The sequence below is a fragment of the Micromonospora sp. CA-246542 genome (genome assembly GCF_050942905.1).
In the GTDB taxonomy this organism is placed as follows: Bacteria; Actinomycetota; Actinomycetes; order Mycobacteriales; family Micromonosporaceae; genus Micromonospora.
This window is the reverse complement of record NZ_CP192040.1, coordinates 1631686-1655706: the sequence shown is the minus strand read 5'-3', so window position 1 is coordinate 1655706 and position 24021 is coordinate 1631686. Positions and strand designations below refer to the sequence as shown.

At 72.3% G+C, this 24021-nt stretch carries 19 protein-coding genes and 1 pseudogene; 4 read left to right on the top strand and 16 right to left on the bottom strand.

All coding sequences use genetic code 11. The annotated features are described in order from the left end of the window. Positions 1-10 precede the first annotated feature (10 nt). Positions 11-1639 (top strand): YbjN domain-containing protein, encoded by a 1629-nt coding sequence (locus ACQP0N_RS07790; RefSeq protein WP_433121499.1) that lies wholly within the window; start codon positions 11-13, stop codon positions 1637-1639. Positions 1640-1807: 168 nt separating this feature from the next. Here ACQP0N_RS07790 and ACQP0N_RS07785 read toward each other — a convergent pair whose 3' ends face one another. The 5 genes from ACQP0N_RS07785 to ACQP0N_RS07765 all read right to left on the bottom strand — a co-directional run bounded on the left by ACQP0N_RS07785 (position 1808) and on the right by ACQP0N_RS07765 (position 7516). Further along, complete coding sequence (locus ACQP0N_RS07785) at positions 1808-3496, bottom strand: ribonuclease J (protein WP_393218809.1); 1689 nt, start codon at positions 3494-3496, stop codon at positions 1808-1810. A gap of 52 nt (positions 3497-3548) precedes the next feature. Continuing rightward, on the bottom strand, positions 3549-4475 hold the full coding sequence (gene dapA, locus ACQP0N_RS07780; RefSeq protein WP_433118753.1) for a 4-hydroxy-tetrahydrodipicolinate synthase: 927 nt from the start codon (positions 4473-4475) through the stop codon (positions 3549-3551). Positions 4476-4522: 47 nt separating this feature from the next. Next, positions 4523-5263 (bottom strand): FAD-dependent thymidylate synthase, encoded by a 741-nt coding sequence (gene thyX, locus ACQP0N_RS07775; RefSeq protein ID WP_210786506.1) that lies wholly within the window; start codon positions 5261-5263, stop codon positions 4523-4525. Positions 5264-5703: 440 nt separating this feature from the next. Further along, positions 5704-6282: a DUF2752 domain-containing protein gene (locus ACQP0N_RS07770; RefSeq protein WP_433118751.1), complete on the bottom strand. Its 579-nt coding sequence runs from the start codon at positions 6280-6282 to the stop codon at positions 5704-5706. 4 nt (positions 6283-6286) lie between these two features. Next, positions 6287-7516: a winged helix-turn-helix domain-containing protein gene (locus tag ACQP0N_RS07765; RefSeq protein ID WP_433118749.1), complete on the bottom strand. Its 1230-nt coding sequence runs from the start codon at positions 7514-7516 to the stop codon at positions 6287-6289. A gap of 80 nt (positions 7517-7596) precedes the next feature. Between ACQP0N_RS07765 and ACQP0N_RS07760 the strand changes: the two genes are divergently transcribed. Next, complete coding sequence (locus ACQP0N_RS07760) at positions 7597-8148, top strand: N-acetyltransferase family protein (RefSeq protein ID WP_433118748.1); 552 nt, start codon at positions 7597-7599, stop codon at positions 8146-8148. Here ACQP0N_RS07760 and ACQP0N_RS07755 read toward each other — a convergent pair. Continuing rightward, positions 8047-9312, bottom strand: coding sequence for a glycosyltransferase 87 family protein (locus ACQP0N_RS07755; RefSeq protein WP_433118746.1), 1266 nt, complete (start codon positions 9310-9312; stop codon positions 8047-8049). The two genes, ACQP0N_RS07760 and ACQP0N_RS07755, sit on opposite strands and share 102 nt — an antisense overlap. A 35-nt stretch (positions 9313-9347) precedes the next feature. Here ACQP0N_RS07755 and ACQP0N_RS07750 point away from each other — a divergent pair, with 35 nt between their 5' ends. Continuing rightward, positions 9348-9941, top strand: a complete 594-nt coding sequence (locus ACQP0N_RS07750) for an N-acetyltransferase family protein (protein WP_433118744.1) — start codon at positions 9348-9350, stop codon at positions 9939-9941. Between the two features lie 10 nt (positions 9942-9951). Here ACQP0N_RS07750 and ACQP0N_RS07745 read toward each other — a convergent pair whose 3' ends face one another. The 4 genes from ACQP0N_RS07745 to ACQP0N_RS07730 form a co-directional block, all read right to left on the bottom strand. Continuing rightward, the gene (locus tag ACQP0N_RS07745; protein ID WP_355051659.1) at positions 9952-10836 is read right to left on the bottom strand and encodes a carbohydrate ABC transporter permease; all 885 of its coding nucleotides are present in this window, start codon (positions 10834-10836) and stop codon (positions 9952-9954) included. Position 10837: 1 nt separating this feature from the next. Beyond that, positions 10838-11959, bottom strand: a complete 1122-nt coding sequence (locus ACQP0N_RS07740; RefSeq protein WP_433118742.1) for a carbohydrate ABC transporter permease — start codon at positions 11957-11959, stop codon at positions 10838-10840. 70 nt (positions 11960-12029) lie between these two features. Further along, complete coding sequence (locus ACQP0N_RS07735) at positions 12030-13277, bottom strand: sugar ABC transporter substrate-binding protein (protein ID WP_433118740.1); 1248 nt, start codon at positions 13275-13277, stop codon at positions 12030-12032. A 24-nt stretch (positions 13278-13301) separates the two neighbouring features. Then, a complete protein-coding gene (locus tag ACQP0N_RS07730) occupies positions 13302-14288 on the bottom strand; it encodes a LacI family DNA-binding transcriptional regulator (protein ID WP_433118738.1) in 987 nt (328 codons plus the stop codon). A 145-nt stretch (positions 14289-14433) separates the two neighbouring features. Between ACQP0N_RS07730 and ACQP0N_RS07725 the strand changes: the two genes are divergently transcribed. Continuing rightward, on the top strand, positions 14434-16539 hold the full coding sequence (locus ACQP0N_RS07725) for an amylo-alpha-1,6-glucosidase (RefSeq protein ID WP_433118736.1): 2106 nt from the start codon (positions 14434-14436) through the stop codon (positions 16537-16539). Between the two features lie 117 nt (positions 16540-16656). Here the strand turns inward: ACQP0N_RS07725 and dapB are convergent, their stop codons facing one another. The 6 genes and pseudogenes from dapB to truB form a co-directional block, all read right to left on the bottom strand. Beyond that, positions 16657-17409, bottom strand: coding sequence for a 4-hydroxy-tetrahydrodipicolinate reductase (gene dapB, locus ACQP0N_RS07720; protein WP_433118734.1), 753 nt, complete (start codon positions 17407-17409; stop codon positions 16657-16659). Positions 17410-17469: 60 nt separating this feature from the next. Then, on the bottom strand, positions 17470-18867 hold the full coding sequence (locus tag ACQP0N_RS07715; protein WP_355051653.1) for a M16 family metallopeptidase: 1398 nt from the start codon (positions 18865-18867) through the stop codon (positions 17470-17472). A gap of 47 nt (positions 18868-18914) precedes the next feature. Next, positions 18915-21305: a polyribonucleotide nucleotidyltransferase gene (locus ACQP0N_RS07710; RefSeq protein WP_433118731.1), complete on the bottom strand. Its 2391-nt coding sequence runs from the start codon at positions 21303-21305 to the stop codon at positions 18915-18917. 227 nt (positions 21306-21532) lie between these two features. Further along, entirely contained in the window at positions 21533-21802 is a 270-nt protein-coding gene (rpsO, locus tag ACQP0N_RS07705; protein ID WP_007456699.1) for a 30S ribosomal protein S15, read from the bottom strand. Between the two features lie 191 nt (positions 21803-21993). Continuing rightward, entirely contained in the window at positions 21994-22923 is a 930-nt protein-coding gene (locus ACQP0N_RS07700; protein WP_433118728.1) for a bifunctional riboflavin kinase/FAD synthetase, read from the bottom strand. Positions 22924-23037: 114 nt separating this feature from the next. Then, positions 23038-23921 (bottom strand): annotated as a pseudogene (gene truB / locus ACQP0N_RS07695) (tRNA pseudouridine(55) synthase TruB). Between the last annotated feature and the right edge of the window lie 100 nt (positions 23922-24021).

Below are 24021 nucleotides of genomic sequence, written 5' to 3'. Positions count from 1 at the left end.
TACCGACGGGGTGCACGCGCCCGTCGGCGGGGACGCCGGCCGGAGTGTCGGGCAGCGCGTCCCGGCATTGGTGACCGCGCTCGCCGACGCGCGGGACCTTCCCGACGGGTCGGGCCGGCTGGCCGCGCTGGAACGGGTCGCCGAGCGCGCCGACGCCGCCGGGGACGCCCGGTCCGCGCTGGACGCGAGGTTCGCGCTCATCGAGGCGTACCTGCTGCACGGCGAGCGGTGGCGGATCGTCGAGCCGGTCCGGCGCTGCCGGGCCGCCGCCGACCGGTGGCCCACGCTGCTCGGCGACGCCGAGACCGTGCTGCTGACGCGCTATCAGCGGTACGCGGTGGAGGCGCTGCTCGGCACCCCGCGGGTGGGGCTGGACCAGACCCGACTGCTCCTGGCCGACCTGGCCGAGCGGGTGGGAACGGACGGGCTCGACGGGCCGACCGTCGCCGAACTGCGCTGCCGGATCGCCGACCACCTGGGCGACGAACCCACCGCCCGGCACTTCTACCGTCAGTGGGCGGGTACGCGTGGCGGTCCGGCCGGCAGGTGCCCCGGCTGCGCCCCGGCCCGCCGCGCGGAACTGCTGGCCGGCTGGGGCGAGTGGCAGGAGGCCCGCGCCGAGCTGGAGGCGTACGACACCGACGCCCCCGCCTGCACCGACCAGCCCGAGCGGGCGCTGGTCGCCGGAATGCTGCCACGGTTACGGCTCGGCGAGCCCGAGGAGGCCGCGGCGGCGCACGTGCGGGCGTACCGGCGGCACCGGCGCGAGCGCGCCGCGTTCGGCCATCTGGCGACCCACCTGCGGTTCTGCGCGCTCGGCGGGCATCTGGAGCGCGGGCTGGCCATCCTGACCGAGCAGCTGCCCCGACTGGACCGGCCCACCGACGACCTCGCCGCCATGGAGTTCGCCGCGGCGGGCGCGCTGGTCTGCGGGCTGGCCGACGAGACGGGGCTGGGCGAGCGACGGGTGCGCCGCCCGGCGTACGGCGAGCGTCCGGCCACCGAGCTGGACGTGTCGACGCTCGGCGCGCTCCTGCTCGGCCTCGCCACCGACCTGGCCGGCAGCTTCGACGCCCGTAACGGCACGGGTCACCAGTCCGGCAGGATCGCGGCCTGGCTGGCCGAACGTCCCGCCGCGGCGGCGGTGCCGCTGCCGGGTGGCGGCGACGTCGCCGACGAGGAGGACGACGCCGATCCCGGGCCGGATCGGGAGTCCGAGCGGGGGTCCGAGCAGGAGCTGATGGCGCTCACCGCCGACCTCATTACCGCGACGCTGGACCGGCGCGGCGACCGGTACCTGGTCGACGACGACGGCACGGTGGTCGGCCGGTGGGGCGCCGCCGTGATCCAGTTCCGGCGGGCCGGCGAGCGGGGCGAGGTGCTGCACACCCGGGCGATGGCCGACCGTCGGCTGCCGACCACGCGACGGTCCGAGGCGTACGCCTTCTGCAACGCGTGGAACCACGACCGGCTGCTGCCCAAGGCGTACGCGCACGACCTGGACAGCGAGATCGTGCTCGCCGGGGACGCGGCCACCGACCTGGCGCACGGGGTCGCCCCGGCACAGTTGCGGGTGCTGGTGGACGCCGCCATCGCGACCGGCGTCGCGTACGCGGAGGCCGTCGCCGCCCTGCCCTGACCCGCGTGAGGGCCCGAAGGTTGCGGCCCGACGGGTGACTGTGCGACTTCCGACAGCACGCAACCGGACGTGCGCAACGGCTGTGGTACCTCCGTGGCCCGCCACAGAATCCGGGCCGGTCACCGACATCCACGGGGGACGTCGGCGACCGGCCCGGTCACGCGTGCGTCAGACCTCGACGACGGTGGGCACGATCATGGGCCGCCGTCGGTACGCGTCGTTGACCCACCGCCCCACGGTCCGCCGAACGATCTGCTGAAGCTGGTGCGGGTCGGTGATGCCGTCCGAGGCGGCACGGTTGAGCGCCTCGGTGACCAGCGGGATCACCGGGTTGAACGCCTCCGGGTCCTCGGAGAAGCCCTTCGCGGACAACGTCGGACCGGCGACCACCTTGCCGGTGACCGAGTCGACGACGACGGTCGTGGCGATGAACCCGCCGTCACCGAGGATCCGCCGTTCGGTGAGCAGCGACTCGCTGACGTCACCGACGGCGAGGCCGTCGACGTAGACGTACCGGCTCTTCACGTGCCCGACCAGGCTGGCGCGGCCCTCGACCAGGTCGACCACGTCGCCGTCCTCGCAGATCACCACCCGGTCGGCGGCGACCCCGGATTCGATGCCGAGCCGGGCGTGGGCGCGCAGGTGACGCCACTCGCCGTGCACGGGCATCAGGTTGCTGGGCCGGACCACGTTGAGCAGGTAGAGCAGTTCGCCGGCGGGGGCGTGCCCGGAGACGTGCACCTTTGCCACGTCCTTGTGCACCACCACGGCGCCGGCCCGGGCGAGCCGGTTGATCACCCGGTAGACCGAGGTCTCGTTGCCGGGCACCAGCGAGGAGGCCAGCACGACCGTGTCACCGGGGGCGATGGTGATGTGCCGGTGGTCGCCGCTGGCCATCCGGCCCAGCGCGCTCATCGGCTCACCCTGCGAACCGGTGGACATCAACACGATCTGCTCCGGCGGCAGCGTGGTCGCCTCTTCGATCCCGATGACCAGGCCGGCCGGGATGTTGAGCAGGCCGAGGTCCCGGGCGATGCCCATGTTGCGGACCATGGACCGGCCGATCAGCGCGACCTTGCGGCCGTGTTCGGCGGCGGAGTCGAAGACCTGCTGCACGCGGTGCACGTGCGAGGCGAACGAGGCCACGATGATCCGGCCCTTGGCCTTCGCGAAGATCGAGTCGAGCACCGGCCCGATCTCCCGCTCCGGGGTGACGAAACCGGGGATCTCCGCGTTGGTGGAGTCGGAGAGCAGCAGGTCGACGCCCTCGGCGCCGAGCCGCGCGAAACCGGCCAGGTCGGTGATCCGGCCGTCCAGCGGGAGCTGGTCCATCTTGAAGTCGCCGGTGTGCAGCACCAGGCCGGCCGGGGTGCGGATGGCCACCGCGAGCGCGTCCGGGATCGAGTGGTTGACGGCGAAGAACTCGCACTCGAACGGGCCGAGCCGCTCCCGGCCGCCCTCGCGCACGGTCAGCGTGTACGGCTGGATCCGCCGCTCGGCCAGCTTCGCCTCGACCAGGGCGAGGGTGAACTGCGAGCCGACCAGCGGGATGTCGGGCTTGTGAGCCAGCAGGTACGGAACCGCGCCGATGTGGTCCTCGTGGCCATGGGTCAGCACGATCGCCTGCACGTCGGCCAGCCGGTCCAGGATCGGGCCGAAGTCGGGCAGGATCAGGTCCACGCCCGGCTGCTCGACGTCGGGGAAGAGCACCCCGCAGTCGACGATCAGCAACTTGCCGTCGTACTCGAAGACGGTCATGTTCCGACCGATGGCGCCGAGCCCGCCGAGCGGGATGATCCGCAGGCCACCTTCCGGCAGCGGCGGGGGTAGTTCCGCCTCGATGTGCGCCTCGGTCACGCGTCCACCTCATTCTGCGACGCCGTCACTCGGCGTCCATCGTGTCGTTCGATCATTCGGGTAGCTCCAGGCCCGCTGCCGCGAAGTCCGCGCGCAGCTGGGCGATCTCGTCGTTGGTGGCGTCCACGAGCGGGGGTCGCACCGGGCCGGCCGGCAGGCCCAGCGATGCCAGACCGGCCTTCACCAAGATGGTGCCCTGCGTGCGGAAGATGCCGGTGAACAGCGGCAGCAGCCGCCGGTGCAGGGCCAGCGCGGTGGGCATGTCCCCCGCGTCGTACGCCTCGATCATCTGTGCGGTCAGCGCCCCGGTGAAGTGCGTGGAGGTGCCGACCACGCCCACGCATCCGACGGCCAGCGCCGGCAGGGTGAGCGCGTCCTCGCCACTGTAGTAGGCGAGGCCGGTCCGGCTGGTCACCCAGCTGGTGGCGATCAGGTCGCCCTTGGCGTCCTTGACCGCGACGATGCGGCCGTGGTCGGCGAGCCGGACCAGTGTCTCGGTGTCGATCGGCACGCCGGAGCGGTGCGGGATGTCGTACAGCATCACCGGCAGTCCGCTGGCGTCGGCCACGGCGGTGAAGTGCCGCAGCAGACCGCTCTGCGGCGGCTTGTTGTAGTACGGCGTGACCACCAGCAGACCGTGCGCGCCGGCCTTCTCGGCGGCGGCGGCCAGCTCGATGGTGTGCCGGGTGTCGTTGGTGCCGACACCGGCCACCACCCGGGCACGGTCACCGACGGCCTCGACCACGACCCGGATCAGGCGTTCCTTCTCCGCGTCGGTGGTGGTCGGCGACTCGCCGGTGGTGCCGTTGACCACCAGCGCGTCGTTGCCCTGTTCGTCGACCAGGTGGCTCGCCAACCGGGCGGCGCCGTCGAGGTCGAGTGAGCCGTCGGCGGTGAAGGGGCTCACCATGGCCGTGAGCACCCGCCCGAAGGGGCGGGACACCGGTCGGGCGGCGGCGTCGGGGTGGTCCTGCGTCATACCCTCCAACCTAGCGGACGACCAGCCGGAGCCCGCCGGGGAAGGGCTCAGGACGCCTCGTGCGGGCTGGCCGCCACCTCGGTGCCGTCCGGCAAGGTGGTGATCACGAAGTCGGCGAAGACGTTCGGGGCGACCCCTTGGAGCTGACGCAGACACTCCACGGCCAGCTCGCGGATCTCCACGTCGGCGTGCTCGGTGGCCCGCATCGCGACGAAGTGCCGCCAGGCCCGGTAGTTGCCGGAGACCACGATCCGGGTCTCGGTGGCGTTCGGCAGCACCGCGCGGGCCGCCTGCCGGGCCTGCTTGCGGCGCAGCGTCGGGTTCGGCTCGTCGGAGAAGCGCTGCTCCAGACCCTCCAACAGCTCCGTGTACGCCCGCACGCTCGCCTCGGCGGCCTCGACGAACTTCTTGTGCAGCTCCGGGTCGTCGGCGATGACCGCCGGCTCGACCATGGCCGCGTCCCGCTCGGGGACGTACCGCTGCGAGAGCTGGGAGTACGAGAAGTGCCGGTGCCGGATCAGCTCGTGCGTGAAGGAGCGGGACACCCCGGTGAAGTAGAAGGTGACCGAGCCGTGCTCCAGCACGCTCAGGTGACCCACCTCGAGGATGTGCGCCAGGTAGCCGGCGTTGGTGGCCGTGGCCGGGTTCGGCTTCTTCCAGGACTGGTAGCAGGCCCGCCCGGCGAACTCGGCGAGCGCCTGGCCGCCCTCGGCGTCGGTCGACCACGGCACGTCGTCCGGGGCCGCGAACTGGGTCCACGCGATCAACTTGACCTGGGGCTGCACCATCTCCGGCATGCCTGGGACTGTAGTGGCCGGCGGCCCCTTCCCGAATCACCGGGGGCCGTTGGTGTCCAAGATCTCGACAGCCGTGTCAGGCCTCCGCCGAACCGTGGGTCTCCCTCGTGCCCTGTCGAGCTGCCCCAGATCCGGGGCACGAGCCGCGCGGCCGAGGGCTCCCTCCCGCCGACGGAACCGCCACCCAGAGCGCACCGGCCCTACAGCGCCGACCCCGGAGCAGCTCCCACAGCTCCCAGGGCCCGCCCACAGCGCGCACGCCCTCGCGCAGGGTGCCGCCGCCGTCCTCTGACGCCCCACATCTGGGGCAGCTCGACAGGGGCACGAGACCACGTCCTGCCTCCCGCTGGGGAACGGGTGTGGGCAGGGCCGCGTCAGGCAGCAGCAGCGCCAGACGTGAGAGCAGGCCGGTCAGACGAAGAGCAGCCCGGTCAGACGTAGAGCGAGGTGAACGGCGCCCAGGGCAGGTTGCGCACCACCGTGAACGCCAGCCACGCGGCCATGAAGCCGCCGATGACCTTGGGGCTGATCCGCAGTTCGGGCAGCCGCCAGCCGAACGCCTGGTTGCCCGCCCAGGCCACGAAGAGGTACGCCAGGAAGGGCAGCGAGAACACGAACAGGAAGTGGTGTCGGGCGGCGGCCGGCAGGTCGGCGTGCAGCACGTACCAGAGCGCGCGGGTGCCGCCGCAGCCCGGGCAGTCGAACCCGGTGGTCAGCTTGAGGATGCAGGTGGGCGCGGCGTCCGGGTCGGCGTGGGTCGGGTTGCTCAGCAGCGCGTAGGCCATGCCGAGCCCGACGCAGCCGACCGCGGCCAGTGGCACGGCCCAGCGCGGCGAACGTTCGTGGATCCGCAGGACGAGCCGGGTGAGCCGGTCGGGTTCGGGCACCGGGTAGTAACCGACGGGCGGCTCCGCCGACCATCCGCTCTGCGCAGCATCGGGGGCGGGCACCGTGTGGACGGTGCCGGCGGTGGGCGGTGACTGGTCGACCGGTCCGGGAACGCTCGTCACGCGTTCACGGTACACCCGACACGCTCGCCAGGGCGGCCGTGAGTGGACCGGCCAGGTCGCCGGCGGCGGGTGGCGCGACCGCGTCCAGCCCGAGCCAGCCGGCCAGCCGGTACAGCTCGGCGGCGAGCGCCACGGCGGTCTCCCCCGCGTCGGCGCCGGGCTCGAGCCAGGCGGCCGGCACCAGCAGCACCCCGGCCCGGCGGTCGGCCTTCAGGTCGACCCGGGCGGTGAACCGGTCGCCCTGTAGGAACGGCAGCACGTAGTAGCCGTAGATCCGCTGCGGCGCCGGCACGTAGATCTCGATCCGGTAGCTGAAGTCGAACAGCCGCTCGGTGCGGGCACGTTCCCAGATCAACGGGTCGAACGGGCTGACCAGCGTGTTGCCCCGGACCCAGCGCGGCAGCCGTGCCGACGCGTGCAGCCAGGCCGGCTGCCGCCAACCCGCCACGGTGACCGGCACCAGCTCGCCGGCCTCGGCCAGCTCGGCGACCGCCTGGCGGGCGCCGGCGACCGGCAGCCGGAAGTAGTCGCGCAGCTCCGGCTCGGCGGCCACCCCGAGTGACCGCGCGGCCAGGGCCACCAGACCGCGGTACGCCTCGGCGTCGGTCGGTGTGGGCGCGGCCAGCGCGGACGCCGGCAGCACCCGCTCGGGCAGGTCGTAGCGGCGGGCGAAGGACGTGCTGCGCTCGGCGGCGGTCACCTCACCCGCCCAGAACAGGAACTCCAGCGCCTGCTTGACGGCCGACCAGTTCCACCCCCAGTTGCCGGTCTGCCGGGGCGCGTCGTGCTCGATCTCGGCGGCGGTCAACGGACCCCGGGCGGCCACCTCGTCGCGTACCCAGGCGACCAGGTCCGGCTGTTCCTGGGCGATGCGCCGCATGCCACCCCAGGCCTCGCTGCGGGCCCGGGCCATCCGCCAGCGCAGCAGCGGGTGCAGCCCGACCGGAACGAGGGACGCCTCGTGGCCCCAGTACTCGAACAGCTCCCGCGGCCGGCGATAGGCGGCGTGGTCGAGCAGGGTCGTCGGGTAGGGACCGAGTCGGCTGTAGAGCGGCAGGTAGTGCGCCCGTTGCAGCACGTTGACCGAGTCCATCTGGATCAGGGCGACCCGGTCGAGGACCCGGCGCAGGTGCCGACGGGTGGGCACGCCGGTCGGCGGCGGGTCGGCGAAGCCCTGGGCGGCGAGCGCCACCCGCCGGGCCTGGGCGAGCGAGAGTGATTCCGGTGCGGCCATCGTCGGCGACGATAAATCATCGGTACGACGTCGGTGCGGGAAGCTGGACTCCGACCGTCATCGGGGCATAGAACGGTGCAATGCTGACCATCCGCCGGGAGGAGCCGGACGACGCCGAGGCGATCGCCCGGGTGCACGTGCACGGCTGGCAGTCGGGCTACGCCGGTGTCATGCCGGACGAGGTGCTCGGCCGGCTCAACGTGGCGGCCTGGGCGCAGCGCCGCCGTGAGGTGGGCACCGCCGACCCGGAGCACCCGTTCACCACGCTCCTCGGCGAGGTGGACGGGCTGGCCGTCGGCTTCACCACCTTCGGGCCGTACCGCCGCAACCAGGACCGGGACGACCTGGACCCGAGCGTCGGCGAGGTGCTGGCGCTCTACGTCGAGCCGGCGTTCTGGGGCGACGGGACGGCCACCGCGCTGCTCGACGCCGCCCGCGCCGGGCTCAGCGAGCGAGGCTGGACCGGCTACCGGCTGTGGGTGCTGGCCGACAACGGACGGGCCCGCCGGTTCTACGAACGGGCCGGGATGTCACCGGACGGTGAGCGGTCGACCTACCAGGTGCCGCTCGCCAGCGGGCGCGGGCCGGTCGGGCTCGTCGAGCTGCGGTACGCCGGACGCCTCGACGACTGACCCGCCCGGCGTCAGCCACCGGCGGATCGGCAGGAAGGCCAGCAGGGCCAGGCTGATCCAGACGTACGCGTTGCTGCCGAGGAAGCCGTCCACCCCGGTGAAGTCCTTCTCCCAGAACCAGACGGTCCGGCTGATCAGCAGCGCGTACCCGATGGTCGCGGCGATCAGCAGGACGCGTCGGCGGCGGCCGGCCGGCGCGGCCATCGCGTTGTCGACCAGCAGGATCAGCGCGGGCAGCAGCCAGACCAGGTGGTGCACCCAGGCGACCGGGCTGACCAGGCACATCACCGCGCCGGTCAGGGCCAGGCCGGTCGCCTCGTCACCGGCCGCGCGGGAACGCCAGGCCCAGAGCGCCAGGGTGCCGAGCACCAGCAGCAGCCAGAGCAGGGTGCTCGGGTGCCGCGGGTCGAGGCGGGCGACCACGCCGCGCAGCGACTGGTTGGAGACGAAGGCCAGCTCGCCGACCCGAGCGGTGTTCCACAGCGCCTCGGTCCAGAATTCCCGGGACGCGTCCGGGAAGAGCGCGCCGGCCAGCACGGTCACCGCGGCGGCGGCGCCGCTGGCGGTGAGCGCCGCGCGCCACCGCCCGGTGACCAGCAGGTAGACGATGAAGATGCCCGGGGTCAGTTTGATCGCGGTGGCCAGCCCGATGCCCACGCCCGCCCACCGGTTGCCGGCGGGCAGCAGTCGGAGCAGGTCCACCGCGACCAGGAAGAGCAGCAGCGTGTTGACCTGCCCGAAGTTGATCGTCTCGCGCATCGGCTCGAAGGCGGCGGCCAGGCAGAGCGCCACGGCGAGGGCGAACCAGCGGGTCCACCCGGCCCGCCGGGCGATCGGGTCGACGAACCACCAGATCAGCACGGTGGTGGTGGCCACGCTGGCGAGCACGCTCACCACGATCGCGGCCGTCCACGGCAGGTACGCCATCGGCAGCATGACCAGCGCGGCGAACGGCGGGTAGGTGAAGCCGTACTGGGTGCTGGGCTTGAGGTAGTCGTAGATCTCGCCACCGTCGTGCACCCACCACGTCAACGCGCCGTAGTAGACCTTCAGGTCGAAGAAGCCGTGCCGTACGGCCGCGACGGAGAGGAACGCGGTGACCGCCGCGGCGAGCACCACCACCCCGACGACCTGCACGGCCGTCCTGTTGGCACCCTGCGCCACCGCCGCCTCCCCCGCCCTGCGTAGGCTTCCGTCCCATGGCTCTCGGGTACGTCCGCCCGGCGCGTCCCGAGGACGCCGGCGAGATCGCACGCATCCAGCTCGCGACCTGGCGGGTCGCGTACCGCCGGATCCTGCCTCGGCATGTGCTCGACAACCTGGACGAGGCGTTCCTCGCCCGGCGGTGGAGCGCCGCGGTGCTGGAGCCGCCCTCGGGCGCGCACCGGGTGCTGGTCGCCGTCGAACAGGCCGAGCAATCGTATCTGGTGGGGTTCGCCGCCTCCGGCCCGGCCGACGGCGAGGCGTTGGCGCCGGGCGAGCCGGCCGACGCGCTCGGCCCGGACGTGGCAGCGGTGACCGACCTGCTGGTCGAGCCGCGCTGGGGTCGGCGTGGGCACGGCAGCCGGCTGCTCGCCGCCACCGTCGACCTGTGGCGCGAAGACGGGATGGCTCGGGCGGTGGCCTGGGCGTTCGACGGCGACGAGGCGACCCGGAAGTTCCTCACCAGCACCGGCTGGGAGCCCGACGGCGCGGCCCGGGCGCTGGACGTCGACGACATGCTGGTGCCTCAGGTGCGCCTGCACGTGGCCGTACCGACCGAGCCACTCGCCGAGGACCGCCCCGGCGAGTGACCCGGCCGGGTCAGCCCTTGTCCGAACCGTCGTTGGCGTCGCGGACGAAGTAGCGCTGGAACACCACGAAGATGATCGCCACGGGAATGGTGGCGAGCAGCGCCGCGCCCAGCTTCAGCGGGTACTGGTTGCCGCTGCCCAGCGAGCCGCTGACCAGGTCGGCGAGGCCACGCGGAAGGGTGAAGAGGTCCGGGTCCTGCACCGACACGAGGCTGTGCGGGAACTCGTTCCAGGAGCCCTGGAACGACAGGATGGTCAGGGTGATCAGGGCCGGCTTCGCCATTGGCAGCACCACCGACCAGAAGGTACGGAAGATGCTCGCCCCGTCGATGCGGGCGGCCTCCTCCACACTCACCGGGATCGACTCGAAGAACTGCTTCATGATGAACACGCCCGCCGCGTCGGCCAGCAGCGGCACCACGAGCCCGGCGTAGCTGTTGTAGATGCCGAGCTGGTTGAGCACCAGGAACTTCGGGATCAGCAGGACCACACCGGGGACCGCCATCACCGCGATGACGGCCGCGAACAGCCCGCCGCGCCCGGCGAACCGCAGCCGGGCCAGGGCGTACCCGGCGAGCGAGTCGAAGAACACCCGCCCGAGGGTGACCAGCACGGTCACCAGCAGCGAGTTGCCCAGCCAGAGCGGGAAGTTGGTGCCCGCGAAGATCCGCTCGAAACCGGCCAGGCTGAGCGGGTCCGGGAACGGCGAGAGCGGATTGGCCGCCGCGTCCGGCTCGGTCTTGAGCGAGCTGGCGATCTGGATGACGAACGGGTAGAGGAACACCAACCCGAAGAAGACCAGCGTCGCGTACCCCAGGAAGCGGGTGGCCAGCGTGCGGGCCCCACGCTGGTCACCGCGCGCGGGCCCCGCCGGGCGGTCGGTGAGCACGGCCATCTCAGGACCTCTCCGGTACGCGCCGACGCCACCAGCCGCGACGCGGCCGGTCGGTGTCGCGCTCGGCCAGCACGCGGCGCTGGATCAGCGTGAGCACGATGATGATCAGGAACAACACGAACGAGATCGCCGCGCCGGAGCCGTAGTCGAAGTCCCGGAAGGCGGTCCGGTACGACAGGTACGCCGGGGTGAGGGTGGTCTTGGCCGGGTCGCCCTGGCTCATGACGTACACCTGGTCGAAGACCTGCCAGGAGCCGATCAGGCCGAGGGTGAGCACCAGGAAGGTGGTCGGCCTGATCATCGGCAGCGTGACGTGACGGAAGCGCTGCCAGCGGGACGCGCCGTCGAGGGTGCTGGCCTCGTCGAGGGTCACCGGGACGTTCTGCAGTCCGGCGAGGAACATCAGCATGAACGTGCCGGAGGTGGACCAGACGACCAGCGTGATGATCGAGGTCATCGCCACGCTCGGGCCGGCCAGCCAGTCCCACCAGCTCAGCCCGAACGGACCGCCGTCGGTCAGCGCCGTCGGGGGTGTGTCGACGCCGACCGCGCCGAACAGCAGGTGCAGGACGCCCCGGGAGTCGGCGAACCACTCCGGTCCGTCGATCCCGACGAAGCCGAGCAGCGCGTTCACCGCGCCCGAGTTGGCGAACAGGAACAGGAACACCACGCTGATCGCGACCGAGCTGGTGACCGAGGGGAAGTAGAAGGCGCTGCGAAAGAAGCTCTTGCCCCTGAGCATCCGGTTGTTGACGATCAGCGCCAACCCGAGCGCGAGCACGGTCTGCGCCGGCACGACGATCGCCACGTAGTACATGGTGTTGCGGATGCTGGTCATGAAGTCGCGGCGGGCCAACCCGTCGTCGGTGAACAACTGGGTGTAGTTGTGTGCCCCGACGATCGGGACGTCGCCGGTGAACGGGCTGCCCTGACCGTTCCAGTCGGTCAGGCTGACCCAGAGCGCCATCAGGATCGGCAGCAGCAGGAACAGCCCCAGGATGACGATCACCGGCGCGACGAACAGCCAGCCGGCGAGGTTCTCGTTGCCGCGAACGCCACGACGGCGTCGGCGGCGGCTCGCGCCGGGCGCGGTGGCCGCAGCGGTCAGTGTCTCGGTTGCCATCTCCCCTCCCTTCCTCTCTCGGGTCGACGTGCGGCGGGGGCCCGCTGGTGTGCGGGCCCCCGCCGTCATGTCAGCTGCCGCCGAGCGCGGCCTTGGCGTTCTTGTCGAAGTTCTGCAGCACGGTCTTCGGGTCACCGTTGGCGAGGCCCTGCAGGCCGGTGTCGAGGTCCTTGAGGACGCTGTCCATCTTCGGCGCGTTCACCGGGCCCTGGGCGTACGCGGCGCCGTCGATGAAGACCTTGTCGCCCGGGTTGGCGGCCGTGTACTGGTCGCGCACCGACTGGCGCGACGGCATGACGCCGACCGCCTTGGCGAACGTCAACTGCTGCTCGCCGGCGGTCATCGCCTCGACGAACTTGATCGCCTGGTCCTTGTACTTGCTCTTCGCCGCGATGCCCCAGCACTGGGTGAAGGAGAGGGTGCCCTGTCCACCCGGGCCGGCCGGCAGCGGCACCACCTTGTACTTCACGTTCGGGAAGTCGTTCTGCATGGCGCCCTTGATCCAGTTGCCCTCGATCGTCATCACGGCCTTGCCCTTGCCGAACGCCTCGCCGGACCAGCCCGAGTCGAGCTGCTTGGGGTACTTGGCCAGACCCGAGGTGAGCAGGGTCTTGACGTACTCCAGGGCGGCCAGGTTCTTCGCGCTGTCGGCGGTGGGCTGCTTGCCGTCCTCGCTCATCAGCCAGCCACCGTTCTGCACGAGGAAGGCGCCGATCCGGTCCCGGGTGTCGCCGAGCGCCAGGGCCACCTGCCCCTTCGCCTTGATCTTCTGGGCGGTCGTGGTGAGCTGGTCCCAGGTGGTCGGCACGTCGGCGTCGGTCAGTCCGGCCTTGGCCCACAGGTCGGTGTTGATCTGCAGGGCGAGGGTCGAGAAGTCCTTCGGAGCGCAGTAGAGCTTGCCGTCGTAGCTGAACGTCATACGCAGGCTCTCGTAGAAGTCGCCCTTGTCCGCGAGCTTGTCGCCGTACGGCTCCAGCGCGCCGACGCTCGCGTAGTCGGCGAAGCGGGCCGCGTCGACGTAGAAGACGTCCGGCGGGGTGCCGCCGGCGAGGGACTGGCCGAGCTGCTGGGTGAGGTCCTGCGCCGGGGTGACCGTCGCGCTGTTGCCGGAGCTGCTGGCCCACTTCGCGGCGGCGTCCTGCACGGCCTTGGTCTCGGCGTCGCCGGAGGAGCCGATGAGGATCTGCAGGTTGGCCGGGCCGCTGGACTGGGCGGCGTCGCCGGAGTCGTCGAAGCCGCTGCCGCAGGCCGCGGAGCCGAGCAGCGCGACGGCGGCGAGGCCGGCGACCGCTGCCCGGGTGAGGGTTCTGGGTGCCATGGGTTTCTCCTGGTGGGGGGTGGGTTATGCGGTGTGCCGCAGGGCCAGCGAGGGCGCGAGCAGCACAGGGGTGGGTGTCTGGTTGCCGTCGAGGACGCCGGTGAGCAGGTCCACGCAGCGGGCGGCCGCCTCGGCGAGGGGTTGGCTGACGCTGGTCAGGCCGATGGCGGCGGCGACCGGCGTGTCGTCGAAGCCGATCACCGAGACCGGCGGGTCGAGGTCGCGGATCGCCTGGAGAGCGCCGAGCGCGAGCGAGTCGCTGGCGCAGACCACTGCGGTCGGCGTCTCGGCGGCGAGCAGGTCGCGCGTGAGACGTTCGCCCTCGGCGACACCGTCCTCGGTCTCCCGGTGCAGTCCGGCGGGGTCGATGCCGGCGGCGTCCAGCGCGTCGTGCCAGCCGGCACGTCGGTCGTCGCCGACCCCGGAGCCGGTCGGCCAGCCGATGAAGGCGATCCGCCGGTGCCCGGCGTCCAGCAGGTGCCGGGTGGCGGCGGCGGTGCCGGCCGCGCCGTCCACGTCGACCCAGGGGTGCGCGTCGAGCGCGTCCCACGGCCGGCCGAACGTCACGAAGGGCACCTCCCGTTCGGCGAGCCAGGCGGTACGCGGGTCGCCGTACTTGGTGCCGACCAGCACGAACGCGTCCAGCTCGTACGTGCCGAGCAGGTCGTCGTAGGTGGCGACCTCCCGCTCGTCGTCGGTGGCGGTGTAGAGCAGCACCCGGTAGCCGGCGGCGTCGGCGGTCTCGGTGAGGCCGTGCAGGAAGCGGTCGAGCACGGAGCCGTTGATGCCGTCGCGGGTGGGTTCGATGCGGGCGGCGATGAGTCGGGACCGGCCGGTGCGCATCTGCCGGGCGGCCTGGTTGGCCCGGTAGCCGAGCGCGGTGATCGCGTCCTCGACCCGCTGCCGGGTCTCCTGCCGCACGATGTGCGGGGCGTTGAGCACGTTGGAGACCGTCTGGCGGCTCACGCGGGCGTGCCGGGCCACCGTCGCGATGGTTACCTTTTCAGGCACTTAATCCCTCTCGCCGTCTTGAACGATCCAATTCGGATAGTGCAGGATTAGATCGTTCAAGTTTCTGGAATGTTTCGCACTTTGCACCGCCCGGGACGCGTTGTCAAGACATCCGCCCCGCACCCCGATGATCTGGAGCCGCACCGTGACCGAACGCCAGCTGCAACCCCTTCTGCACGAGTTGGTGGGGGTGGTGCTCGCCCCCACCAGCGCGCTGGGGGACGCGACCGGGCAGATCCGCCCGACCGGCGTCCAGGGGGTCTTCCACGCCGACGCCCGCGTGCTCTCCCGGGCCGAGCTGCGCGTGGACGACCAGGAGTTGGAGAGGCTCACCCACGGCGAGGACGGCCCGCACGGCGTCCGCTTCGTGGGTCTGGCCCGCTGGCTCGGCGATCCCACTCCCGACCCCACCGTCCGCGTCGACCGCTCCCGCCGGGCCACCCGCAACGGCCTCACCGAGGAGCTGCGGATCGTCTCGACCGCCACCGTCGGCGTACGGGCCACCGTCAGCGTCGACCTCGCCTGCGATCTGGCACCCATCGAGGTGGTCAAGTCCGGTGGCGCCGCCGCACCACTGGAGGCCAAGACCGGCCAGCCGGGCCTGCTCACCTGGGCCGCCGACGGGATCACCGTCACCGTCACCGCGCCGGGCGCCGACGTGCTCACCACCGGCGAGCAGGCCACCGCGCCCCGACTGACCTGGCCGATCGACCTGCCTCCGCGCGGCGAGACGGTGCTGCGATGGGAGGTGGCCGTCGCGGACCCCCGCGCCGTGGTGGTCGGCCCGACCGGCGAGCCGGAGTGGGCCCGACCGGAGGTGACCGCCGACGACCGACGGCTGGTCCGTCTCCTCGACCGCAGCCTGGAAGACCTGCGCGGGCTACGACTGGCCGAGACCGGCGCTCCCGGGGACGTCTTCCTCGGCGCTGGCGTCCCCTGGTTCCTCACCCTGTTCGGCCGGGACAGCCTCTGGGCCGCCCGGATGATGCTGCCGCTCGGCACCGACCTGGCCGCCGGCACCCTGCGCGTCCTGGCCCGCCGCCAGGGCACCCGCGTCGACCCGGCCACCGGGGAGGCACCCGGCAAGATCCTGCACGAGCTGCGCCGCCACGAGTTCGCGCTGCCGGACGACGGGCTCCGGCTGCCGCCGGCCTACTACGGCACCGTCGACGCCACCATGCTCTGGATCAACCTGCTGCACGACGCGTGGCGCTGGGGCCTGCCCGCCGAGCAGGTCGCACCGCTGCTGCCGCACCTGGAGGCGGCCCTGCGCTGGCTCGGTGAACACGCCGACCCGGACGGCGACGGCCTGGTCGAGTACGTCGACACCACCGGGCACGGACTGTCCAACCAGGGCTGGAAGGACTCGGGCGACGCCGTACGCTTCCACGACGGCAGCCTGGCCACCGCGCCGATCGTGCTCGCCGAGGTGCAGGCGTACGCGCACGAGGCGGCGGTGAACGGCGCGGCACTGCTGGACGCCTTCGGCCGCCCCGGCGCGGACCGCTGGCGCGAACACGCCGCCGTCCTGGCCCGCCGGTTCCGGGAGAGCTTCTGGGTCGACGGCCGGTACGGCCCGCAACCCGCCCTGGCCCTCGACCGGGACAAGCGACCCGTCGACTCGCTGACCAGCAACATCGGTCACCTGCTCGGCACCGGTCTGCTCGACGCCGACGAGGAGGCGCAGATCGCCCGCCTGCTCACCACGGACGCGCTGGCCGGCGGTTTCGGGCTACGGACGATGTCCACCGACGACGCCGGCTTCAGCCCGCTGTCGTACCACTGCGGTTCGATCTGGACCCACGACACCGCGATCGTGCTCGCCGGACTGGCTCGCGCCGGGCACCGGACGGCGGCGCTCGGCCTGGCCGAGGGGCTGCTCTCGGCGGCCGAGGCGTTCGACTACCGGATGCCCGAACTGTACGGCGGCGACGACCGGACGCCGCTGCGCCGCCCGGTGCCGTACCCGGCGGCCTGCCGTCCACAGGCGTGGGCCGCGGCCGGTGCGGTCCTGCTCCTTCAGGCCGCGACGGGCCTCTATCCGGACGTGCCCGGCGGCACGGTCCGCGTCGCCCCCCTGGCCGGCCCCGACTTCGGCGCGGTGCGCGTGGATAACTTCCGCGTATCCGGCACCCCGGTGAGTGTCACGGTCAACCAGGCCGGCGAAGCCAAGCTAACCGGCCTCCCCGCCCCCCTAACCGCCCCAACCCTCCCCACCCAACGCACCCCCCGATCCCCCCTCCCGAGCTAACCCCGCCGCCCAGCTCGCCGCGATCTTGCAGTTTGTGTTGCTGAGATGGGCGGGAATGCCGCCTTTGTCGCGACAGGAACTGCAAGATCGCGGAGGGGGCCCGCGCGAGGGCTCGGGTTAGGCGAGGAGGGGGTCCAGGCCGATGGTCAGGCCGGGGCGGGTGCGGACGGCGCGGACGGCCAGGAGCACGCCGGGCATGAAGGACACCCGGTCGAAGGAGTCGTGCCGGATCGTCAGCGTCTCGCCGGTGCCGCCGAACAGCACCTCCTGGTGGGCGACCAGTCCGGTGGCGCGTACCGCGTGCACGCGTACCCCGTCGATGTCGGCACCCCGCGCGCCCGGCACCTCGTCCTTCGTCGCGTCCGGAACCGGGCCGAGGCCGGCCTCGGCGCGGGCCTGGGCGATCTGGCGGGCGGTGTGCGTGGCGGTGCCGCTCGGGGCGTCCAGCTTGCCTGGGTGGTGCAGTTCGATGATCTCGACGGACTCGAAGTGCCGGGCGGCCCGCGCGGCGAACTGCATCATCAGCACCGCGCCGATACCGAAGTTCGGGGCGATGACCACGCCCACCTCGGGCTTGTCGGCCAGCCAGCCACGCACCTGCTCCAGCCGCTGGTCGGTGAAGCCGGTGGTGCCGACGACCGCGTGGATGCCCTGCGCGATGCACCACTGAAGGTTGTCCATGACGACGTCCGGCGTGGTGAAGTCGACGACCACCTGGGCGGCGGACGCGGCGTCGAGACCGTCGCCCTGGTCGATCGCGGCGGCCAGTTCGAGATCGTCAGCGGCGTCGACGGCCTTGCAGACCTCGACGCCCATCCGACCACGGGCACCGAAAACTCCGACCCGGGTCTTCCCCTGCTCGTCAGTCACGGGGCACAACCTATCCCAATCGGGACGTGCCCTTCCGGCCGGGACAGATCCCGACCGGCCTCAGCCGGAGAAGTCGCCCTCGCCGAACGGACCGACGACGGCCAGCGACATCGGCCGGCTCAGCAACTCGGCGGCGAGGGTGTTCACGTCCTCGACGGTGACCTCGTCGACCCGGCGGAGCAGCTCGTCCACCGGCATCAGGTCGCCGTAGAGCAGCTCCCCCTTGGCCAGGCGACTCATCCGTGAACCGGTGTCTTCCAGGCCGAGCACGAACGACCCCTTGCTCATGCCCTTGCCCCGGGCCACCTCGGCCTCGGTCAAGCCGTCGGCGGCCACCCGGGCCAGCTCGGCGCGGGTCAGGGCCAGCACCTCGTCCACCTTGCCCGGGGCGCAACCGGCGTAGACGGCGAACAGGCCGCTGTCGGCGTACTGGCTGGCGTACGAGTAGACCGAGTACGCGAGGCCGCGCTGCTCGCGGATCTCCTGGAAGAGACGGCTGGACATGCCGCCGCCCAGGACGTTGTTGAGCACCCCGAGGGCGAAGCGCCGGTCGTCGGTGCGGTCGATGCCCGGGCAGCCGAGGATGACGTGCGCCTGCTCGGTCTCCTTCGGCTCGACCACGGTGGTGGCCGGCTTGGTGCGTACCGCCGGGGTGGCCGCGCGGTGTGCGGCCGGCGCGGCCGGGTCGCTGTCCAGCGGCGTGCCGCGCACGGCCTGGCGGACCAGCTTGACCACGGCGGCGTGGTCGAGGTTGCCGGCGGCGGCGATGACGATCTGCGGGGCCGTGTAGCGGCCCCGGTAGAAGGTCTGGATCTGCCGGCGGGTCATCGGCGTGACGGTCTCCTCGGTACCGGAGATCAGCCGACCCAGCGGGTGGTCACCGTAGACGGCCCGGGCGAAGAGGTCGTGCACCTCGTCACCGGGCTCGTCGTCGTGCATGGCGATCTCCTCGAGGATCACGCCCCGCTCGGTCTCCACGTCGGCCGGCTCCAGCAGGGAGTCGGCGACCAGGTCGCACATCACGTCGATCGCCAGCGGCAGATCCTCGTCCAGCACGCGGGCGTAGTAGCAGGTGTATTCCTTCGTGGTGAAGGCGTTCGTCTCGCCGCCCACCGCCTCGATCTGCGAGGAGATCTCCAGCGCGGTCCGCTTGTGGGTGCCCTTGAAGAGCAGATGCTCCAGGAAGTGCGCGGCACCGGCCTGCGGGCGGGTCTCGTCCCGCGAGCCCACCGCCACCCAGATGCCGAACGAGACGCTGCGCATCGCCGGAATCGCCTCGGTGAGCACGCGCAGGCCGCTGGGCAGCACGGTACGTCGTATCGTGCCGCCCAGCGGGTCGTCGCTGAGCGTCCGGGTCACCGCGCGGGCGGTGCCGCCGGAGCGGCCCGCCGCGGTGTCCCGAGACGGTGCCACCCCCCGTCGATCCGGTGGAAACGGCGCACTGAAGGCCCGACTCACGTGTTGCTCCCGGTTCGACGAGGGGTGGGTGTTGCAGGTGCTGGTGGTCAGCTGTGCCGGGTCCGGCGACGCGGACGCTCGCCGCCCTCGCCACCACCCTCGCCGCCGCCACCCTCGCCACGGTCACCGCGCTCCGGGCCACGACCGCCGCGGTCGCCGCCACGCTCGCGGTCCCCCCGGTCACGCGGACCCCGGTCGCCCCGGTCCCGGCCGGACGGACGGTCGCCACCGGCGGCCTCACCGGCGGCCGGCGCCTCGGCGCCCTCCGGGCGGACCTTGTCCAGGTAGATCTTGCCGCGGGCGTCGATGTCCGCGATCTCGACCTCGACCCGGTCGCCGACGTTGAGGAAGTCCTCCACGCGCTCGACCCGCTTGCCGTCGCCCACCTTGGAGATGTGCAGCAGGCCGTCACGGCCCGGCAGCAGCGAGATGAACGCGCCGAACGCGGCGGTCTTGACCACCGTGCCGAGGAACCGCTCGCCCTGCTTCGGCAGCGTCGGGTTGGCGATCCCGTTGATCCGGTCGACGGCCGCCTGGGCCGACGGGCCGTTGGTGGCGCCGACGTAGATCGTGCCGTCGTCCTCGATGGAGATCTCGGCGCCGGTCTCGTCCTGGATCGCGTTGATGGTCTGACCCTTCGGGCCGATCACCATGCCGATCTTGTCCACCGGGATCTTGACGGTGGTGACCCGCGGCGCGTAGTCGGACATCTCGGCCGGCGCCTCGATGGCCGCCTTCATGACACCGAGGATGACCTGCCGGGCCTCGTTGGCCTGCTGCAACGCGGCGGCCAGCACGTCCGACGGGATGCCGTTGAGCTTGGTGTCGAGCTGCAGCGCGGTGACGAACTCGGGGGTGCCGGCGACCTTGAAGTCCATGTCACCGAACGCGTCCTCGGCACCGAGGATGTCGGTCAGCGTCACGTACTGGGTCTTGCCGTCCACCTCGTCGGAGATGAGCCCCATCGCGATGCCGGCGACCGGCGCCTTCAGCGGAACACCCGCGGAGAGCAGGCCCAGCGTCGACGCGCAGACCGAGCCCATCGAGGTGGAGCCGTTGGAGCCGAGCGCCTCGGAGACCTGCCGGATGGCGTACGGGAACTCCTCGCGCGACGGCAGCACCGGGATCAGCGCCCGCTCGGCGAGCGCCCCGTGGCCGATCTCGCGCCGCTTCGGCGAGCCGACCCGGCCGGTCTCACCGGTCGAGTACGGCGGGAAGTTGTAGTTGTGCATGTAGCGCTTGCGGTTCTCCGGGGACAGCGTGTCCACCATCTGCTCCATGCGGAGCATGTTCAGCGTGGTGACGCCCAGGATCTGCGTCTCGCCGCGCTCGAACAGCGCCGAACCGTGCACCCGGGGCAGCACGCCGACCTCGGCGGTCAGCGCCCGGATGTCGCGCGGGCCACGCCCGTCCATGCGGACCTGCTCGCGCAGCACGCGGTTGCGCACCTCGGACTTGGTGAGCGACCGGAAGGCGGCGGAAAGCTCCTTCTCCCGACCCTCGAACCGAGCGCCCAGCTCCTCGGCGACCCGAGCCTTGACCCGGTCCAGGGCCTCCTCGCGGTCGGCCTTGCCGGCGATGGTGATCGCCTCGGCGACCTCGGCGCGGGCCACGTCGGCCACCGCGTCGAACACGTCGTCCTGGTAGTCCAGGAAGACCGGGAACTCGGCGACCGGCTTGGCGGCGACCTCGGCCAGCTCGGCCTGCGCCCGGCACAGCTCGCGGATGGCCGGCTTGGCGGCCTCCAGGCCGCTGGCAACGACCTCCTCGGTCGGCGCGGTGGCGCCGCCGGCGATCAGGGTCACGGCGTTCGGGGTGGCCTCGGCCTCGACCATCATGATCGCGACGTCGCCATCTTCGAGGGTGCGGCCGGCCACGACCATGTCGAAGGTGGCGCGGGCCAGCTCCTCCAGGGTCGGGAAGGCAACCCACTGGCCGTCGATGTGCGCGACGCGGGTCGCGCCGATCGGGCCGGAGAACGGCAGGCCGGAGAGCTTGGTCGACATCGAGGCGGCGTTGATCGCCACGACGTCGTACGGGTGCGCCGGGTCGAGCGCGAGGATGGTCTCGACGACCTGGACCTCGTTGCGCAGGCCCTTGACGAACGACGGGCGCAGCGGCCGGTCGATCAGGCGGCAGGTGAGGATGGCGTCCTCGCTGGGCCGGCCCTCACGGCGGAAGAACGAGCCGGGGATGCGGCCCGCGGCGTACATCCGCTCCTCGACGTCGACGGTCAGCGGGAAGAAGTCGAACTGCTCCTTCGGCTGCTTGCCGGCGGTGGTGGCGGAGAGGACGACCGTCTCGCCCAGCTGGGCGATGACGGAACCGGCGGCCTGGCGAGCCAGTCGACCGGTGGAGAAGGTGATCTCGCGGGTGCCGAAGGACCCGTTGTCGATCACGGCGGTGCGGGATTCGGTGCCGAGTTTGGTCTCGGTCATGTGTTGTCGTGCTCCTTCGCGTCGTGGGCCCACGACGTCGGGGAGCTGCTCAGCCGGCCGGTCTTCGATCGAAGCGCCCGGGTGGCCGGCGTGCTGCCGGGTTCCCGGGGGCCACTACCGGAGACCGGTACGCTGACCGGCTCCCTCTCGGGTGGTCGCGCGGCCCGTGTTTCTTTCAGGTGGGACGCGGGTCGGGGGAGCCGCCGTACGGCCGCTCCCCCGTCACGTCACCGGCGCAGACCGAGCCGCTCGATGAGCGTCCGGTAGCGGGCGATGTCCTTCTTCTGGACGTAGTTGAGCAGCCGACGGCGACGGCCGACCAGCAGCAGCAGCCCACGGCGGCTGTGGTGGTCGTGCTTGTGCACCTTCAGGTGCTCGGTCAGCTCGGCGATCCGCTTGGTGAGGACCGCGACCTGCACCTCCGGCGAACCGGTGTCGCCCTCGGCGGTCGCGTACTCCGCGCGGATGCTGGCCTTGGCTTCCTGGTCGAGCGCCATGTTCTCCCTGTTTCAGTGGGTTGATCAAGTAGGTGTCCGTCGTCCCGACGAGACCGGGAACGGACCGGTTCCTCGCACCCGCGGCGTCGAGCAGGCACGCGAGGCCCCACGCCGGTCACCCGACGTCTCCGCAAGACTACCAGCACCCGCCGGTAACACCCGGCCAAGGGCCCGCGTGGCACCCCGGATGATCAGCCCAGCGCGCGCCGGGTGCGCTCGACGTCCTCTTCGATCTGGGCGATCAGCGGCTCGATCGAGTCGTACCGGACCTGCCCGCGCAGGTGCGTCACGAAGTCCAGGGCCAGCCGCTCGCCGTAGAGATCACCGGTGAAGTCCAGCGCGTACGCCTCCACCCGCCGTTCCCGGCCGGAGAAGGTCGGGTTGGTGCCGACCGACACCGCGGCCATCAGCGGCTCGGGATGGCCCCGGCGGATCATGCGGGCCGCGTACACCCCGTCGGCGGGCACCGACGCGTACCGGTGGCAGAGCAGGTTCGCGGTGGGGAAGCCCAGCACCCGGCCGCGCTGGTCACCACGGACCACCACGCCCTCCACCCGGTGCGCGCGACCCAGCGCGTCCGCCGCGGTGCCCACGTCGCCCGCGTCGACGCAGGAGCGGATGTACGTGGAGGAGAAGACCGTGCCGGCCGCGGCGATCAGCGGGCTGCCCTCCACCCCGAAGCCGAAGGTCTGGCCCAGCCGCTCCAGCAGCGCCACGTCGCCGGCCGCGCGGTGCCCGAAGCGGAAGTTGTCGCCGACCACCACCAGCGCCGCGTGCAGGTGCTCGACCAGGATGTCGTGCACGAACTGCTCGGGCGGCAGCCGCGAGAACTCGGGGGTGAACGGCACCACGCAGAGCACGTCCACCCCGAGCGCCTCGATCAACTCGGCCTTGCGGCCCGGCTCGGTGAGGATCGCGGGGTGTGAGCCGGGGCGGACCACCTCGGCCGGGTGCGGATCGAACGTGACCACCACGGACTGCACGCCCAACTCCCGGGCGCGGGCCACGGCGTGCCCGATGGTCGCCTGGTGCCCCTTGTGCACGCCGTCGAAGACGCCGATGGTGACGACCGAGCGCCCCCATCCTCCGGGCGCCGCGTCGTACCCCCGCCACCGCTGCATGCCGTTCCTCTCCGTAAGGAAGGGCCCCCTCCTAACGCCTGGTGCATAGGAAGGGCCCCTTGTTGACGCTGGTCGACGCGCGCCGTGCACAAACCCGAGCGCCAGCGCCGGCTGTCAGGCCGGGGCGAGCACGATCTCCGCGCGGGCCCGGCCGTCCCGCTCGCTGACGATAGCGATCAGATTTCCGGCGGGGCCGAAGACGGCGTACGGCCCGGCGATGCCGGCCGGGTCCAGCGGCCCGCCGTGGCCGAGCACCTTCGCCTCGTCGGGGGTCGCGTCGCGGCGGGGAAGAACCGGTCGGCCGCCGCGTCGAGCGGCAGGTTCACCACCTCCGGGGCGCGCTCCTCGAGCTGCTCGAGGGTGGCCGCCTCGGCGAGGGCGAAGCCACCGACCGCGGTCCGGCGCAGCGCGGTGAGGTGGCCGCCGACACCGAGGGCCAGGCCGGCGTCCCGGGCGATGGCCCGGATGTACGTGCCCGAGGAGCAGGTCACGTCGATGTCCACGTCCACCACGTCCGGCTCGCCGCGGCGGATCGCCAGCACCTCCAGCCGGGAGATGGTCACCCGACGCGCGGGCAGGTCGACGCTCTCACCGTCGCGTACCCGCTTGTACGCCCGCTGCCCGTCGATCTTGATGGCGCTGACGGCGCTCGGCACCTGGTCGACCTCGCCGCTCAGCGCGGTCAGCGCGGCGTGGACGGCCTCCTCGGTGACGTGACCGGCCGGGGTCGTGGCGATCACGTCGCCCTCGGCGTCGTCGGTGACGGTGGCCTGGCCCAGCCGGATGGTGCCGGTGTAGCTCTTGCCCGCACCGATCACGTAGGTCAGCAGTCGGGTGGCCCGGCCGACGCCGATCACCAGTACGCCGGTGGCCATCGGGTCGAGGGTGCCGCCGTGCCCCACCCGCCGCGTCTTCGCCAGTCGGCGGATCCGCGCCACCACGTCGTGCGACGTCATGCCGCCGGGCTTGTCGACGACGATCAGACCATCGGTGCTCACGTCGCCCAAGCCTGCCAGACGACCCGGACCGCGCGCTGCGTGGGCACGCCCGCCGTGACCGGAGCCTCCGCTCGCGCAGCGCCGGCCGATTCGCTGGTTC